Annotated in this window: 7 protein-coding genes, 2 tRNA genes and 3 rRNA genes; 11 read left to right on the top strand and 1 reads right to left on the bottom strand. The window is 44.7% G+C overall.

Features of this window, described 5'->3' with window-relative positions; genetic code table 11:
- From F597_RS22735 to F597_RS0116700, 8 genes are all read left to right on the top strand, one after another.
- Positions 1-266 (top strand): hypothetical protein (locus F597_RS22735; protein ID WP_026327029.1); only part of this gene is annotated, 266 nt, incomplete at its 5' end.
- A gap of 113 nt (positions 267-379) precedes the next feature.
- A 16S ribosomal RNA gene (locus F597_RS0116725) occupies positions 380-1,910 on the top strand.
- Between the two features lie 209 nt (positions 1,911-2,119).
- Positions 2,120-2,245, top strand: a complete 126-nt coding sequence (locus F597_RS23000) for a hypothetical protein (RefSeq protein WP_281167170.1) — start codon at positions 2,120-2,122, stop codon at positions 2,243-2,245.
- Positions 2,223-2,296 (top strand) — tRNA-Ile (locus F597_RS0116720). The genes F597_RS23000 and F597_RS0116720 overlap by 23 nt, the downstream gene beginning before the upstream one ends.
- Before the next feature lie 50 nt (positions 2,297-2,346).
- A tRNA-Ala gene (locus F597_RS0116715) sits at positions 2,347-2,420 on the top strand.
- Between the two features lie 510 nt (positions 2,421-2,930).
- Positions 2,931-5,851 (top strand): 23S ribosomal RNA (locus F597_RS0116710).
- Between the two features lie 172 nt (positions 5,852-6,023).
- Positions 6,024-6,135, top strand: a 5S ribosomal RNA gene (rrf, locus tag F597_RS0116705).
- The 16S, 23S and 5S rRNA genes sit together here with 2 tRNA genes alongside, the layout of an rRNA operon.
- Before the next feature lie 312 nt (positions 6,136-6,447).
- Complete coding sequence (locus F597_RS0116700) at positions 6,448-8,457, top strand: retaining alpha-galactosidase (RefSeq protein WP_425413907.1); 2,010 nt, start codon at positions 6,448-6,450, stop codon at positions 8,455-8,457.
- Positions 8,458-8,546: 89 nt separating this feature from the next.
- Here F597_RS0116700 and F597_RS0116695 read toward each other — a convergent pair whose 3' ends face one another.
- Positions 8,547-9,413, bottom strand: a complete 867-nt coding sequence (locus F597_RS0116695) for an AraC family transcriptional regulator (RefSeq protein ID WP_019540904.1) — start codon at positions 9,411-9,413, stop codon at positions 8,547-8,549.
- Positions 9,414-9,759: 346 nt separating this feature from the next.
- Here F597_RS0116695 and F597_RS0116690 point away from each other — a divergent pair, with 346 nt between their 5' ends.
- From F597_RS0116690 to F597_RS0116680, 3 genes are read left to right on the top strand one after another with little or no spacing between them, the layout of a single operon-like run.
- On the top strand, positions 9,760-11,337 hold the full coding sequence (locus F597_RS0116690) for a sodium:solute symporter (protein WP_019540903.1): 1,578 nt from the start codon (positions 9,760-9,762) through the stop codon (positions 11,335-11,337).
- A gap of 52 nt (positions 11,338-11,389) precedes the next feature.
- On the top strand, positions 11,390-12,406 hold the full coding sequence (locus F597_RS0116685) for a glycoside hydrolase family 130 protein (RefSeq protein ID WP_019540902.1): 1,017 nt from the start codon (positions 11,390-11,392) through the stop codon (positions 12,404-12,406).
- A 49-nt stretch (positions 12,407-12,455) separates the two neighbouring features.
- Entirely contained in the window at positions 12,456-15,596 is a 3,141-nt protein-coding gene (locus tag F597_RS0116680) for a SusC/RagA family TonB-linked outer membrane protein (protein WP_019540901.1), read from the top strand.
- Positions 15,597-15,608: the final 12 nt, after the last annotated feature.

Below are 15,608 nucleotides of genomic sequence, written 5' to 3'. Positions count from 1 at the left end.
AGTCTCTATCTTTGCACCCGCTTTCAGGAAATAATTACTGGGAAGCGGAATATAAAAAGCGATCTTTAGGATATTTACATATACGTTTTAAAGAAGACAAAGCAGAGTATACAAGGGATCTCGGGGCGTTAAGCCGCCGAGATCAAATTGGTACCCGTTCAATAAAAACAGGAACTATTTCGATAAGCCGGGGACAGAGGCAAACTTGTTTTGCCATGACAAGGCGCGGAATAGTGTCCGGCAGGAAAAAAAGAGATAAATCGTGAATTCGGAGGGTCCGGGGGAGAGAGTCTTTGCGTGGTTTTTTGTTTGTCCGCTTCACGGTTCAGTCCGTGGAGGCGGGGGAGGATATTTCAAGGAAATATAAAAAAACAAATATACAACGAAGAGTTTGATCCTGGCTCAGGATGAACGCTAGCGATAGGCCTAACACATGCAAGTCGAGGGGCATCACATGAAGTAGCAATACGGATGGTGGCGACCGGCGCACGGGTGAGTAACACGTATGCAACCTGCCTTCAACAAGGGGATAACCCGTTGAAAGACGGACTAATACCCTATAACACAGGGGCCCCGCATGGGGATATTTGTTAAAGATTAATCGGTTGAAGATGGGCATGCGTTCCATTAGCTAGTTGGTGGGGTAATGGCCCACCAAGGCAACGATGGATAGGGGAACTGAGAGGTTTATCCCCCACACTGGTACTGAGACACGGACCAGACTCCTACGGGAGGCAGCAGTGAGGAATATTGGTCAATGGACGCAAGTCTGAACCAGCCACGTCGCGTGAAGGAAGACGGCCCTACGGGTTGTAAACTTCTTTTGCAAGGGAATAAAGTGAGTCACGTGTGACTTTTTGCAAGTACCTTGCGAATAAGGATCGGCTAACTCCGTGCCAGCAGCCGCGGTAATACGGAGGATCCGAGCGTTATCCGGATTTATTGGGTTTAAAGGGTGCTCAGGCGGGCGATTAAGTCGGCGGTGAAATTTTGCGGCTCAACCGTAAAAGTGCCTTCGAAACTGGTTGCCTTGAGTGTGGATGAGGTAGGCGGAATTTGTGGTGTAGCGGTGAAATGCATAGATATCACGAGGAACTCCGATTGCGCAGGCAGCTTACTAAGCCATAACTGACGCTCAAGCACGAAGGCGTGGGGATCAAACAGGATTAGATACCCTGGTAGTCCACGCAGTAAACGATGATTACTGGCTGTTTGCGATATAATGTAAGCGGCTGAGCGAAAGCGTTAAGTAATCCACCTGGGGAGTACGTTCGCAAGAATGAAACTCAAAGGAATTGACGGGGGCCCGCACAAGCGGAGGAACATGTGGTTTAATTCGATGATACGCGAGGAACCTTACCCGGGCTTGAAATGCATCTGGCGTCTCCAGAGATGGGGATTTCCTTCGGGACAGATGTGTAGGTGCTGCATGGTTGTCGTCAGCTCGTGCCGTGAGGTGTCGGCTTAAGTGCCATAACGAGCGCAACCCTCATCGTTAGTTGCCATCAGGTCAAGCTGGGGACTCTAACGAGACTGCCATCGTAAGATGCGAGGAAGGTGGGGATGACGTCAAATCAGCACGGCCCTTACGTCCGGGGCGACACACGTGTTACAATGGGTGGTACAAAGGGCAGCTACATGGCGACATGATGCCAATCTCCAAAACCACTCTCAGTTCGGATCGGAGTCTGCAACTCGACTCCGTGAAGCTGGATTCGCTAGTAATCGCGCATCAGCCACGGCGCGGTGAATACGTTCCCGGGCCTTGTACACACCGCCCGTCAAGCCATGGAAGCTGGGGGTGCCTGAAGTCCGTAACCGGTGAGGAGCGGCCTAGGGTAAAACCGGTGACTGGGGCTAAGTCGTAACAAGGTAGCCGTACCGGAAGGTGCGGCTGGAACACCTCCTTTCTGGAGAAATGCCGCCTTGCTTGAGGCAAACGGAAATACAACCGGCAAAAAGCTTTATTGACGGAGCTTCCGGTTCACGGTTATTTTTTTTCTGAAAAGAAAAGGAAGAAGACAGGGTACCAATGGTATAGATGTATAAAGCTTTGTGAAAAGATGAAAGGTCCTGATTTTGAATCTTGAATCTTGAATTGACGTAAACGTATATTTAAATGAATGATATAATCCACTATAAGGGAAGACATCCCCCCGTTGCAGACGGCAAGCAAGTATGGAACGAGGCAGAAAAAGAGGGATGCCGACACGAAACCAGCCAGTCCTATAGCTCAGTTGGTTAGAGCGCTACACTGATAATGTAGAGGTCGGCAGTTCAACTCTGCCTGGGACTACTTGAAAATCAATTGACAATTGACAGTTGACAATTGACAATGAAGGAAACGGGGAATTAGCTCAGCTGGCTAGAGCATCTGCCTTGCACGCAGAGGGTCAACGGTTCGAATCCGTTATTCTCCACCGTTTTTTTAAGGGTGAAAAGGTGACAGGGCGGGAAGGCTTGAAAAGCAGTGGACAAGAAGGCGGGAGGCATGCGAGCCCGAAGCGCGAATAAAGGAAATATTGATGTTTGAAGTCCGTCGGGGACACGAATAATGGAAGCATGGACAGGATGCGGTGGAAAACCGGAGGATCCTTCATTTTCAATTGTCAACTGTCAATTGTCCATTAGGGAAGAGCGGTTCGACTCCGTGCCAGACAGCTATCGATTGCCCGTGTGACCGAAGGGACGCACAAGGGGATGACAATTGAAGAGAGATCTTTGACATGATGAAATAAAAACAAGAGCAAAAAACAAAAAAAAGAGTTCATTGAAAATGGCTTTCCCGCCATGGCAGACGTCAAGTTTGCCCCCATATGGCAATAAGGGGAAAGACAGACAGATCAAAGACGCTAAAGTATATTTATCATACCCGGCTGTCTTTTTATCCGGTGCGAGCACTGAAAGGAAAAGACATACCGGACGGCGAAATAAAAGTGAATAAGGGCACATGGGGGATGCCTAGGCTCTGGAAGGCGAGGAAGGACGTGATAAGCTGCGAAAAGCCGCGGGGATTGGCAAATACGAATCGATCCGCGGATATCCGAATGGGGCAACCCGGCACGCGAAGAGCGTGCCATTCCGTTGAATGACGGGAGGCGAACGTGGGGAACTGAAACATCTAAGTACCCATAGGAGGAGAAAACAAAAGTGATTCCCGGAGTAGTGGCGAGCGAAACGGGAGGAGCCCAAACCGGATCTGTTTCGGCAGATACGGGGTTGTAGGACTGAGGCATGGCAAGAGACCAGGAAAGTGGAACCATCTGGAAAGTTGGATCATAGAGGGTGAAAATCCCGTACACGACTTTCTGGCGAAGCCTATCAGCATCCTGAGTAACGCGGGACACGAGAAATCCTGTGTGAAACCGGCGGGACCATCCGCCAAGGCTAAATACTCTCCAGAGACCGATAGTGAACCAGTACCGTGAGGGAAAGGTGAAAAGAACCTCGAACAGAGGAGTGAAATAGACCCTGAAACCATGTGCCTTCAAGCGGTCGGAGCCCGTTTACGGGTGACGGCGTGCCTTTTGCATAATGAACCTACGAGTTACTCTTGCCTGGCAAGGTTAAGTACAACGATGTATACAGCCGCAGCGAAAGCGAGTCTTCACAGGGCGCACAGTCAGCAGGAGTAGACGCGAAACCAAGTGATCTACCCTTGGGCAGGTTGAAGTATTGGTAACACAATATGGAGGACCGCACCGGTAAACGTTGAAAAGTTTTCGGATGACCTGAGGGTAGGGGTGAAAGGCTAATCAAACTTGGAGATAGCTCGTACTCCCCGAAATGCATTTAGGTGCAGCCTCGGACTACGAACTTATATGAGGTAGAGCTACTGATTGGATGCGAGGGCTTCGCCGCCTATCAAGTCCAGCCAAACTCCGAATGCGTATAAGTGATATCCGGGAGTGAGGGCGCGGGTGCTAAGGTCCGCGTCCGAGAGAGGAACAACTCAGACCATCAGCTAAGGTCCCGAAATATATGCTCAGTTGCATTTAACGAAGTCCTGCCGCAGCGACAGCTAGGATGTTGGCTTGGAAGCAGCCATTCATTTAAAGAGTGCGTAACAGCTCACTAGTCGAGTGGCGGGGCGTGGATAATAATCGGGCATAAGCATATTACCGAAGCTATGGAATTGGCAAATCGCCGCAAGGCAATTTGCCACATTGGTAGGGGAGCATTCCATCACGGCGTTGAAGGCGCACCGCAAGGTGTTCTGGAGCGGATGGAAAAGCAAATGTAGGTATAAGTAACGACAAAGGGGGAGAGAAACCCCCTCGCCGAAAAACCAAGGTTTCCTGATCAACGCTAATCGGATCAGGGTTAGTCGATCCTAAGGATAAGCCTAGAGGCGATTCCGATGGAAGAAACGGTTAATATTCCGTTACTGTCATGATAAGCTACGCGGGGACGCAGGAGTGACACCACTGCCCACTGACGGAAATGTGGGTTGAAGGGGGTAGGCGTCGAGAGGGGTAGGCAAATCCGCCCCTCGAGCCGAACCTGAAAGTATGGCAAGTCTTCGGATGAGCCAATAACGTGGGTAAGCCGACTGCCAAGAAAAACCGCTACGCGCCAATTATCATGGCAATCGTACCGCAAACCGACACAGGTGGTTGGGTTGAGAATACTAAGGCGCTCGAGTGATTCACGGTTAAGGAACTAGGCAAAATAGTCCTGTAACTTCGGGAGAAAGGACGCCGGCAGCAATGTTGGCCGCAGAGAAATGGAGAAGGCGACTGTTTAACAAAAACACATGGCTATGCAAAGTCGAAAGACGCGGTATATAGCCTGACACCTGCCCGGTGCTGGAAGGTTAAGAGGAGATGTCATCTGTCAAAGGAGAAGCATTGAATTGAAGCCCCAGTAAACGGCGGCCGTAACTATAACGGTCCTAAGGTAGCGAAATTCCTTGTCGGGTAAGTTCCGACCTGCACGAATGGTGTAACGATCTTCTCACTGTCTCGACCGTGAGCTCGGTGAAATTGTAGTATCGGTGAAGATGCCGATTACCCGCGATGGGACGAAAAGACCCCGTGAACCTTTACTATAGCTTTACATTGATGTTGGGCATCCGATGTGTAGGATAGGCCGGAGGCAATGAATCGGTGACGCCAGTCATCGTGGAGCCGACGTTGAAATACGGCCCTTCGGGTGTTTGACCTCTAACCCCTTTTGAAGGGGGACACTGTATGGTGGGTAGTTTGACTGGGGTGGTCGCCTCCAAAAAAGTAACGGAGGCTTCTAAAGGTGCGCTCGGGACGATTGGTAACCGTCTTTGTAGAGTGTAATGGCATAAGCGCGCTTGACTGGGAGACCCACAAGTCGATCAGGTAGGAAACTAGAGCATAGTGATCCGGTGGTTTCAGCATGGAATGGCCATCGCTCAAAGGATAAAAGGTACTCCGGGGATAACAGGCTGATCATTCCCAAGAGCTCATATCGACGGAATGGTTTGGCACCTCGATGTCGGCTCGTCACATCCTGGGGCTGGAGAAGGTCCCAAGGGTTGGGCTGTTCGCCCATTAAAGTGGCACGCGAGCTGGGTTCAGAACGTCGTGAGACAGTTCGGTCTCTATCTATCGTGGGCGTTAGAGATTTGCGAGGCCCCGACACTAGTACGAGAGGACCGTGTTGGACAGACCTCTGGTTTGCCGGTTGTTCCGCCAGGAGCACTGCCGGGTAGCTAAGTCTGGGCAGGGATAAGCGCTGAAAGCATCTAAGCGCGAAGCCTACCTCAAGATTAGATCTCTTTATAAGGGTGGTTGCAGACTACGACCTTGATAGGCTGCAGGTGTAAAGGCGGTAACGTCACAGCCGAGCAGTACTAATTGCCCGTAAGCTTTGTTTTGTCAGGTCCCTGCAGGGTTTGATAAATAGCATTTGGAGCGTCCGGAAGGATTTGAAGGTGATCTTGGATATTTTTGGATAATTGCTCTTGTTTTTCGTCATGTCAATTTTATGGATTAAGGGTTAAGGGTGAAGAATTTCATTATTCACTATTCATTATTAACTTACAATATTAAGGTGGTTATAGCGTTGGGGATCCACCTCTTCCCATTCCGAACAGAGAAGTTAAGCCCAATGGCGCCGATGGTACTGCATCATTTGTGGGAGAGTAGGTAGCCGCCGTCCTTTACACAGTCAAGCCTCCGAAGTGAACTCTTCGGGGGCTTTTTTATTGCCATGCCGTGGAACACTGTTTTTTAGCTATGGCCTATTTTTTGTGCCATGCGGTTAACGGCTTGATCGATAAAACAATTTTTTCATTATGAATGTAATAAAATCGATTAATAGATGCTACATTTGCATTAGGAGGGGATATGAGTGTATAAATTCTTTATTTGGAGATTCTTTAGGGTATCGTTTCTAAAGAAATATACTTAATTATCTTTTCCGGTTCTCGGTTTGGTTTTGAGATTTAATTTCTATTTATATATAATTATCATGATGCAACAATTTAAATTCATCGTCGTTTTAGCTTTTTTATTTTCTGTGAGCTATTCTTTTGCCGTAAAGCAGCATACTTTGAACTCCCCGAACGGGAAAATCCAGGTGGGTATTTCGATAGGACATTCGATAGAATATACCGTAAAGCATGCTTCGGATGTAATAATTGCTCCGTCTCCCATATCTATGGAATTAGATAACGGTATTGTTTGGGGTGCAGATCCTGAATTACAGAAAGTTTCGACCCGTGCCGTAAACGAAGTTATTCCTGCGGCCATTTACAAGAAAAAGGAAGTGTCAGATCATTTCAATGAATTGACACTGGCCTTTAAAGGTGATTACTGGATTATCTTCCGGGCCTATGATGATGGGGTAGCATATCGTTTCGTCTCCACATCAAAAAAGCCTTTCCGGGTGAAGTCAGAACAGGCGGTATTTAATTTCCCTTCCGATTATAAAGCTTATATCCCCTACGTAAGGGAAGACCGTACAAACAGTTTTGAAGAACAGTTTTTTAATTCATTTGAGAATTTGTATACTTATACTAACTTGTCGGCTTGGGATAAAAAGAAATATGCATTTGCTCCTCTTCTGATAGAAGCAAATAACGGAAAAAAGATCTGCCTGACAGAAGCGGACCTGATAAATTATCCTGGTATGTATCTTTATAATGAAGACGGCTCAAATTCGTTGAAGGGTGTTTTTGCTCCTTATCCCAAAGAGGTTGAACAAGGAGGGCACAACGAGTTGCAGATGCTCGTGAAATCACGTGAAAATTACATTGCTGCCTATGATAAAGGAACCGGGTTCCCATGGCGTACGGTTATTATCGCTGAGAATGACCATGAACTCGCAGATAATGATATGGTGTACAAATTAGCGACTCCTGCTATCGACATGGATTTCTCCTGGGTAAAGCCAGGAAAAGTGGCCTGGGAATGGTGGAACGACTGGAATTTGTATAATGTCGATTTCAAAACCGGAATAAATAACACGACCTATAAATACTATATTGACTTTGCTTCCAAACATGGAATTGAGTATGTAATATTAGATGAAGGCTGGGCTGTGAATAAGCAAGCCGACCTGTTTCAGGTGGTTCCGGAAATAGATTTGCCGGATTTAACTGCTTACGCCAAATCAAAAAATGTGGGTTTGATCATTTGGGCCGGTTATCATGCTTTCGACCGGGATATGGAAAGAGTGTGCAAGCATTACAGCGAGATGGGTATCAAAGGCTTTAAAGTGGATTTTATGGACCGCGACGATCAATATATGGTAGATTTTCATCGGCGTGGAGCCGAAATGGCCGCCAAATATAAACTATTGATAGATTATCACGGGACATATAAGCCTACAGGACTACACCGCACCTATCCGAATGTAATCAATTTCGAGGGAGTACATGGACTGGAACAGATGAAATGGTCATCTCCTTCGGTGGATCAGGTTGTTTACGATGTGACAATACCTTTTATTCGTCAGGTGGCAGGCCCCCTGGATTACACTCAGGGAGCAATGCGCAATGCCTCGAAAAACAATTATCGCCCTGTAAATAGTGAAGCTATGAGCCAGGGCACAAGATGCCGGCAATTAGCGCAGTATGTTATATTTGAATCGCCATTGAATATGCTTTGCGATAGTCCTTCCAACTATGAAGGTGAAAAAGAATGTACAGAATTGATTGCTTCGATTCCGACAGTATGGGATGAAACCAAGGCCCTGAATGGTAAAGTAGCAGAATATGTCAGTATTGCAAGGAGAAGAGGGAATAATTGGTATATAGGTTCCATGACCAACTGGGAGTCACGCGATCTGGAGATAGACCTTTCTTTTTTGGGAGAAGGGGAGTATAAGGCTGAGATATTCAGGGATGGCGTGAATGCCGACAGAGTGGCAAGAGATTATAGAAAGGAGATCATTACTATTCCGGACAACCGGAAATTAAAAATACATATGGCTTCAGGCGGAGGGTGGATTGCCCGTGTTTATCACGTTGAACAATAGAGAAACGGCATATGAGTTAAGTAAATGATTAATCTGACAATATAGTTGAATCTGTACAAACAAACGAGGGTGAGATCATCCTCGTTTGTTTAATACTTATTGAGCATCTGTTCCATCAATGCCCGGTATTCACCGGGAGTGGATCCTTTTCTTTTCTTGAATACCCGAATAAAATTGGAGAGATTATTAAAACCGCATTGGAAGCAGATCTCTGCTACTGAATGAGTGGTTTCAGATAACATCTGGCAAGCTTTCGCAACACGTAGATTGATAACATAATCTATGAACGATGAACGTGTTTTCCTCTTGAAAAAATGACTGAAAGCCGATTCCGACATATTCACGCTGGCTGCCACTTCACTAAGCACGATCTTCTTGTCAAAATTCTTCTCGATATAATCGCATACCTTGGCGATTCGTCTGCTTTTGGACGTTCTTACGATAGATTGGGTGTCGTAGATATTTTCCATCAATAGCCGCTTTTCTGAGATAGATAAACGGTGTAGGATCATCAGAAATTCAATAACTGTCTGGAAACCACTCAACGTAGTGAGATTCAATACCTTGTCCCGTATTTCAATCTGTGTCTCCTGAGGAAAACAAATACCCTGTTGTGAAGCATATAGCAACTCCTTTATTTGTTGGAAAAGGCGTTTCTCAAGCATGGGATAGTGCAATATCTTATCGGAAAACTGGATTGTGATCACGTGATTTCCCTCAATTATTTCGCCCTGCCATGCATGAGGAATGTTAGGACCGATCATTACCAAATCGAGTTCTGAAAACTCTTCCTGTGAATTTCCTACTATCCGCTTACCGTATGTATCCATTACCAGGTTTATCTCATAGTCTGAATGATGGTGTATGGGATAATCGAATTTTGCAGAAGGATGATTGAGTACGATAAAAAGATCATTATCGGACAGCGGTGTGATTTCTTTATGTATTCCTTTCATGATGTATATAACGTCTAAATAAGCAGTATAATAGGTTATATCTATATCTCACAGGCAATTATATCGGAAATAAAGTCTGATACCTGCAAATATATGGCTAATTTTTATATAAAGTGGCAAAAATGTTCACTAATATTTTTCTTTTATATTTTTTATCTTATAGTTAAATCACATGCATGTAATTGATATATAGTTAGGAATAGATGTTTTTGTCACTATTGTATCTGATCCTACCGTGTAGAACATTTCTAAAGTGTCAAAAAAGTACAATGTTTTAGTTGAATTGTATACAGAACAGGAGAAAAGGGGCAATATCTTTGCATCGTGAATAAATTTTAAGAAGAGTATGCAAAATTTTTCAATCAGTACGCTGGACATAATCATATTGGTAGGTTACATCCTGTTTATTATTTGGTGGGGACTGAAAAACGGGAAAAGTACCGATTCTCAATCTTATTTTCTTGCAGGTCGTTCCATGAAGTGGTGGATCGTGGGACTCTCACTCTTTGCTACAAGTATATCAAGTACCACCCTGATAGGGCAATCCGGCGATGCCTATGATACAGGGCTTGCCGTCTTCAATTATAATCTGACCGGAGTAATCGTGATGGTGTTCTTTGCCATCTTCCTGTTACCACTTTATATCCGTTCCAAGGTTTTCACTATTCCTGAATTTTTGGAGAAACGTTTCGATAAACGGTCGAGATTTTATTTCTCCGCCATTTGTATTATCGGGAATATTTTTCTGGATGCAGCAGGAGCGCTTTACGCATCGGCACTTATTATTAAGTTGATATATCCTGCAGCCGACTTACAGGTGATAATCCTGGTTTTTGCTGCTATTTCCGCATCTTACACCATTCCGGGAGGATTAACCTCAGTAATCAAGACCGAAATTATCCAGGCAGTGATCCTGATTGCAGGCTCTGTGTTGCTGACAGTCTTTTGTATGAAAGCAGGAGGAGATTATTTTGTAGATCTTTACCGGGAGGGAGATATCCTCTCCAAACTGATCAGGCCAATGGATGATGTGGCAACACCCTGGCTGGGACTTATTGTGGGGATGCCGGTATTGGGTCTCTATTTCTGGGCGAATAACCAGACTATGGTGCAAAAGGTACTGAGCGCGAGAAGCGTGGATGAAGGAAGAAAAGGGTTGATGCTAAACGGATTTCTTACCATTTCAACTCTTTTTATCATCGCTATCCCCGGTCTGACTGCAAGAGGGCTATTCCCGGGGCTTGAGCGACCCGATATGGTGTATCCCGCCATGATCATCAATCTCATGCCAAACGGATTGCTGGCAGTCTTACTGGCGGCATTGTTGTCAGCCCTTATCTCCACTATAAGTGCGATCCTTAATTCGACTTCTACTCTTTTTACAATGGACTTTTATGCCGCTTTCGATAAGAAGGCTGATTCGAAAAAACTGGTACGTATCGGTAAATTGGTTTCGTTGGCGATTATTGTCATAGCTTCATTCTGGGCTCCCCAGATCGGTCGTTTTGATTCGCTTTTGAAATATTATCAGGAAATGCTTTCCTATATCTCTCCGCCAATTGTGGCAGCTTTTATCCTGGGTATATTTAGCAAAAGGGTAAATGGAAACGGGATATTTACCGGATTGATCACAGGACTAGTCATTGCCGCTGGTATGCTTTTCTTCAGAACAAATATATTCGGGGATCTTCACTTCCTGCTGATTGTTCCGTTCCTTTTTGGGGTGAGTTTACTGGTAATGATCGTTGTCAGTCGTTTCTCTTCTGCACCCCGTACTGAAAAACTGGCAGATACTACGTTCCGCAGAGAAGATTTTGTCTCTGAGGTAAAAGCGATGAAAGGCCAAAAATGGTATAAGAGTTATTTAAGTTGGGCTATTATATTACTTGCAATAAGTGCTTTGTTGTGGATATTCTTTAGTTGACCGATAGTATAAAAGAATAGAATTTTTATCACTGTATATTATTAATTGATTTATGAAGTTGAAAAAATATAGGGGAAACCCTATTTTATCTCCCAATGAGAAAAATGATTGGGAAGCGTTGGTCACCTGTAATCCGGGTGTAATTTATGATGATGGTGTTTTCTACATGCTCTATCGTGCAGCAGGAAATGATGAAAATCATATCATAAGGCTGGGACTGGCTACCAGTGACGATGGGTTTAACTTTAGGAGGGTACTCGATCAACCTGTCTTTAGTCCTTGTGAGAATAATTTTGATGCAGGATGTGTGGAGGACCCCAGGATTGTGAAGATAGCCAATGAATTCTATGTTACCTACGCTTACAGACCTTTTCCTCCGGGACAATACTGGCGATTTGAACATGATGTGGTAAATGTTCCTGATTGTGGTCCTGACACACCTGCAGCATTGAAAAAAAATCTGGGAAATACGGGATTGGCCATAACGAAAGACTTTATTCATTACAGAAGACTCGGACGTATTACTTCTCCTGTACTGGACGACAGGGACGTGATATTATTTCCGGAAAAAATTAACGGAAAATATGTACTTCTGCACCGTCCTAAAGAGTATGTAGGTGAGAAATATGGAGTGAAATATCCTTCTATCTGGATGAAATTTTCCGATGACATACTCAATTGGGAAGATAAAGAGAGCCATTTGCTATTGACCGGCATTGAAGGAACATGGGAAGAGAAAATAGGAGGGAGTACTCCTCCCTTGAAAACAGAGAAGGGCTGGCTGATGATTTATCATGGTGTGGAAAATGGCGGATGCGGGTTTTACAGGGTAGGAGCCCTTCTGTTGGATCTGGAAAACCCGCTGAAAATTATTGCCAAAGCACCTGATTTTATACTCGAACCGGAATTTGACTATGAAATTGAAGGATATTACCGTGGGTGTGTATTTCCTACCGGCAATGTGATTGTGGATGACACGCTCTATGTGTACTATGGAGGTGCAGATAAGTATGTGGGAGTAGCAACCTGCAATGTGAATGAGCTGATAAATGCTTTTATAGAAATATGAGAAAAATGAGAATTGTTAACAGAATGTAATAATTTAATAACTGAAGAGAATGAAAAGTGAAAATTTTAGAAAGAGAAGCAATGCTATCATCACTTTCTTGGTTTTTGTTGCTGTTTTATGGGGCAACTCCCCGGTGCTATATGCTAAAACTCAACAGGAATCCGGAAAGATTAACGTGAGCGGCATTGTGACAGATGAAAAGGGTGAGCCTCTTATCGGAGTCTCGGTAATAGTGAAAGGTGCGCAAATACTTACCGGGACAGCAACCGATATGGATGGGAAATATCAGTTGTATGGAGTACCTGCAGACGGTGTTTTGGAATTTACCAGCATTGGAATGACCAGTCAGGAGGTTGCTGTGAATAACAGAAACAAGATTGATGTGATAATGAAGGATGATGCCATTATGCTTGGTGAGATGGTGGTAGTAGGATATGGTACAATGAGAAAAAGCGATTTGACCGGTGCTGTAGCCAGTGTAAAAACGGAGGTCATAGCTGATATTCCTGCTAACTCAATAGAAGGATTGCTTCAGGGACGTGCCGCAGGGGTACAGGTGATCAACTCTTCGCAGGATCCCGGAGCCGGATCCACAGTGAGGATTCGGGGTAACAGCTCCCTGCGGGGATCGAATTCTCCACTTATTGTAGTGGATGGTTTTCCTCTTGGTGATGCCGGTGACCTGAAACAGATCAATACGGATGATATTGTGTCTATGGAAGTGCTGAAAGATGCGTCGGCATCGGCAATTTATGGCTCGCGTGGTGCAAACGGGGTGATTCTTGTAACGACCAGAAGAGCCAGGGAAGGGACTACTTCGGTAACTGTCAAGCAACAGATGACTATCTCGGAATTCTCCACAAAATTAGATCTATGGAGGGATCCCGTTCTTATGGCGATGCTGAATAACGAAAGCCGTGTTAATGGTGGACTACAACCTCTCTATATCGGTGAAAGAAATTCTGCCGGTGTATATTATCCCTCCATTGAAGAATTACAGACAACATGGACCACAAACACCAGATGGGATGAGTTGGTTTTCAGAAAAGCACCGGTATCGAATAACACTACGATCGGGGTTTCAAGTGCGAATGAAAAAACAAGTTTTAACTTGAGCGCCAACTATTTTACCGACAAGGGTATGTATGTGGATGACGATTATATGAAAGGAGGATATAATCTGAACGTGGGGCATAAATTATACGATAATTTTACTATTCGTGCTTCGAACATACTTTACCTGGGTGATAGAGACAGTAATGGAGGGCAATCTTACTGGAGAAATCCCATCTATCCGGTGTATAATGAAGATGGAACTTATTATCAAACAACTTCGTACGACTATGACCATCCAATAGCTATTCGGGAACATTCTTACAATAGAACCAAAATGCTGGATGTAATATCTTCAGGTGCATTCGAATGGCAGTTATTACCGGAATTAAAGTTGACGAGTCAACTGAATTATAAATTCGGTAAATCGACTAACGACCAGTATTGGCCGCAGAGATATACACAGGTCGGAACAGAGAATAGAGGCCGGGGAGTTATAGGCAATACCGAAAACCAGAATTTTGTATCAGAGAACTTTGCGAACTACACGAATACGTTCAATGACCGGCATGAAATAGGAGTGATGTTGGGACACTCGTATGAATGGTTCCAATACCGTGATTCGTATCTGACGGCAAACGGGTTTGTGAATGAATCGCTCGGTAATGAAAATATGGGCGCCGGAGAGAAAGCAAATAATATTATCTCTAACGGTTATTCAAAGAGTAAGTTATTGTCCGGAATGGGTCGGTTGAATTATGCATTGGATAATAAATACCTCGCTACAATTACTTTTCGGGCCGATGGTTCTTCTAAATTCGGAAAAAATCAGAAGTGGGCCTATTTCCCATCTGGTGCGGTTAGCTGGAAAGCACACGAAGAGGATTTTGTAAAGAAATGGGATATCTTTGATGAACTGAAATTCAGATTGAGTTATGGTATCTCAGGAAACCAGGGGATAAGCCCATATCAAACACTCAGCCGCTACGGTACTACCCAATACTATAACGAGGGACAATGGTTGACTGCCATAGGACCCGGATATGTATCGGGATACACCGGCCAGGATGGAATATGGATGGTATGGAGCGGCATACCTAATCCCGATTTGAAATGGGAAACCACCTCACAAGTGGACTTTGGGATCGATCTGGCTCTTTTAAAGGGAAGATTAAGAACTACCATTGATTTTTATCAGAAGGAAACCTCCGACCTGTTGCGTGAAAGAAACCTGCCGTTCTCATCCGGATACGACAGGATGTGGGTCAATGACGGGAAAATCATGAACAAGGGTTTTGAAGTAACATTAGACGGTATAATTGTCGACACAAAAGACTGGGGATTGAACAGCACGTTGATCTTTTCAATGAACCGTAATAAAGTACTCGATCTTGGAAGTAGTATTGAATCGGGATTGTTAAAAGATGCGCGTACCGGTATGGAGTATGAGGTGATTGGCAATCTGAGGGAGCAATACCGTTCGTATACCAATATATTGGCAATCGGACAACCTATCAATGTCTTTTACGGATATAAATTCGATGGTATCATTCAGGATATCAATGAAGGATTGAATTCCGGCCTGTTGGGCGACGATGCATTGCCGGGAGAATTCAAATACAGGAATATTTATGATGACGATAGTGCAAAGGGTGTGATCAATGAGGATGATAAAATGATCATAGGTGATCCGAACCCCGATTTTACGGCAAGTTTGAATATTGGCGTGCGTTGGAAGAACTTTGATGCAAGTATTTTCCTGAATGGGGTTTTCGGGAACGACGTACTCAATACCAAAATGTTCGGAGATCCACATAATGCAGCTTTCAGGTGGACACCTGATAATCCTACCAATAAATATCCCAGTCTCAGGGACGGACGTCAGACCCGTTTTTCTGATTACTGGATTGAAGACGGATCGTTTGTAAGGATACAAAATGCCAGTGTGGGTTACACATTTGATTTGCCGAAAGAGAGGGTATTCGCTTCAAAGATCCGCCTCTATCTGAATGCTTCGAATCTGTATACCTTTACGAAATTCGACGGGTATGATCCTGAAGTGGATCAGATGGGCATCTATACCGGTGGATATCCGCGTCTCAGGAAATGGACAATAGGATTAGATCTAACCTTTTAAATTGCAGAACGA

The organism is Proteiniphilum acetatigenes DSM 18083, assembly GCF_000380985.1.
Classification (GTDB): Bacteria; Bacteroidota; Bacteroidia; order Bacteroidales; family Dysgonomonadaceae; genus Proteiniphilum; species Proteiniphilum acetatigenes.
The sequence above is the reverse complement of the archived record's forward strand: the minus strand, read 5'-3'. Positions and strand labels throughout refer to the sequence as shown.

Bases quoted from the DNA above. Each gene is read 5' to 3' on its own strand.
- F597_RS23000 (WP_281167170.1), top strand. From the start codon at position 2,120: ATGAATGATATAATCCACTATAAGGGAAGACATCCCCCCGTTGCAGAC.
- F597_RS0116700 (WP_425413907.1), top strand. From the start codon at position 6,448: ATGATGCAACAATTTAAATTCATCGTCGTTTTAGCTTTTTTATTTTCT.
- F597_RS0116695 (WP_019540904.1), bottom strand. From the start codon at position 9,413: ATGAAAGGAATACATAAAGAAATCACACCGCTGTCCGATAATGATCTT.
- F597_RS0116690 (WP_019540903.1), top strand. From the start codon at position 9,760: ATGCAAAATTTTTCAATCAGTACGCTGGACATAATCATATTGGTAGGT.
- F597_RS0116685 (WP_019540902.1), top strand. From the start codon at position 11,390: ATGAAGTTGAAAAAATATAGGGGAAACCCTATTTTATCTCCCAATGAG.
- F597_RS0116680 (WP_019540901.1), top strand. From the start codon at position 12,456: ATGAAAAGTGAAAATTTTAGAAAGAGAAGCAATGCTATCATCACTTTC.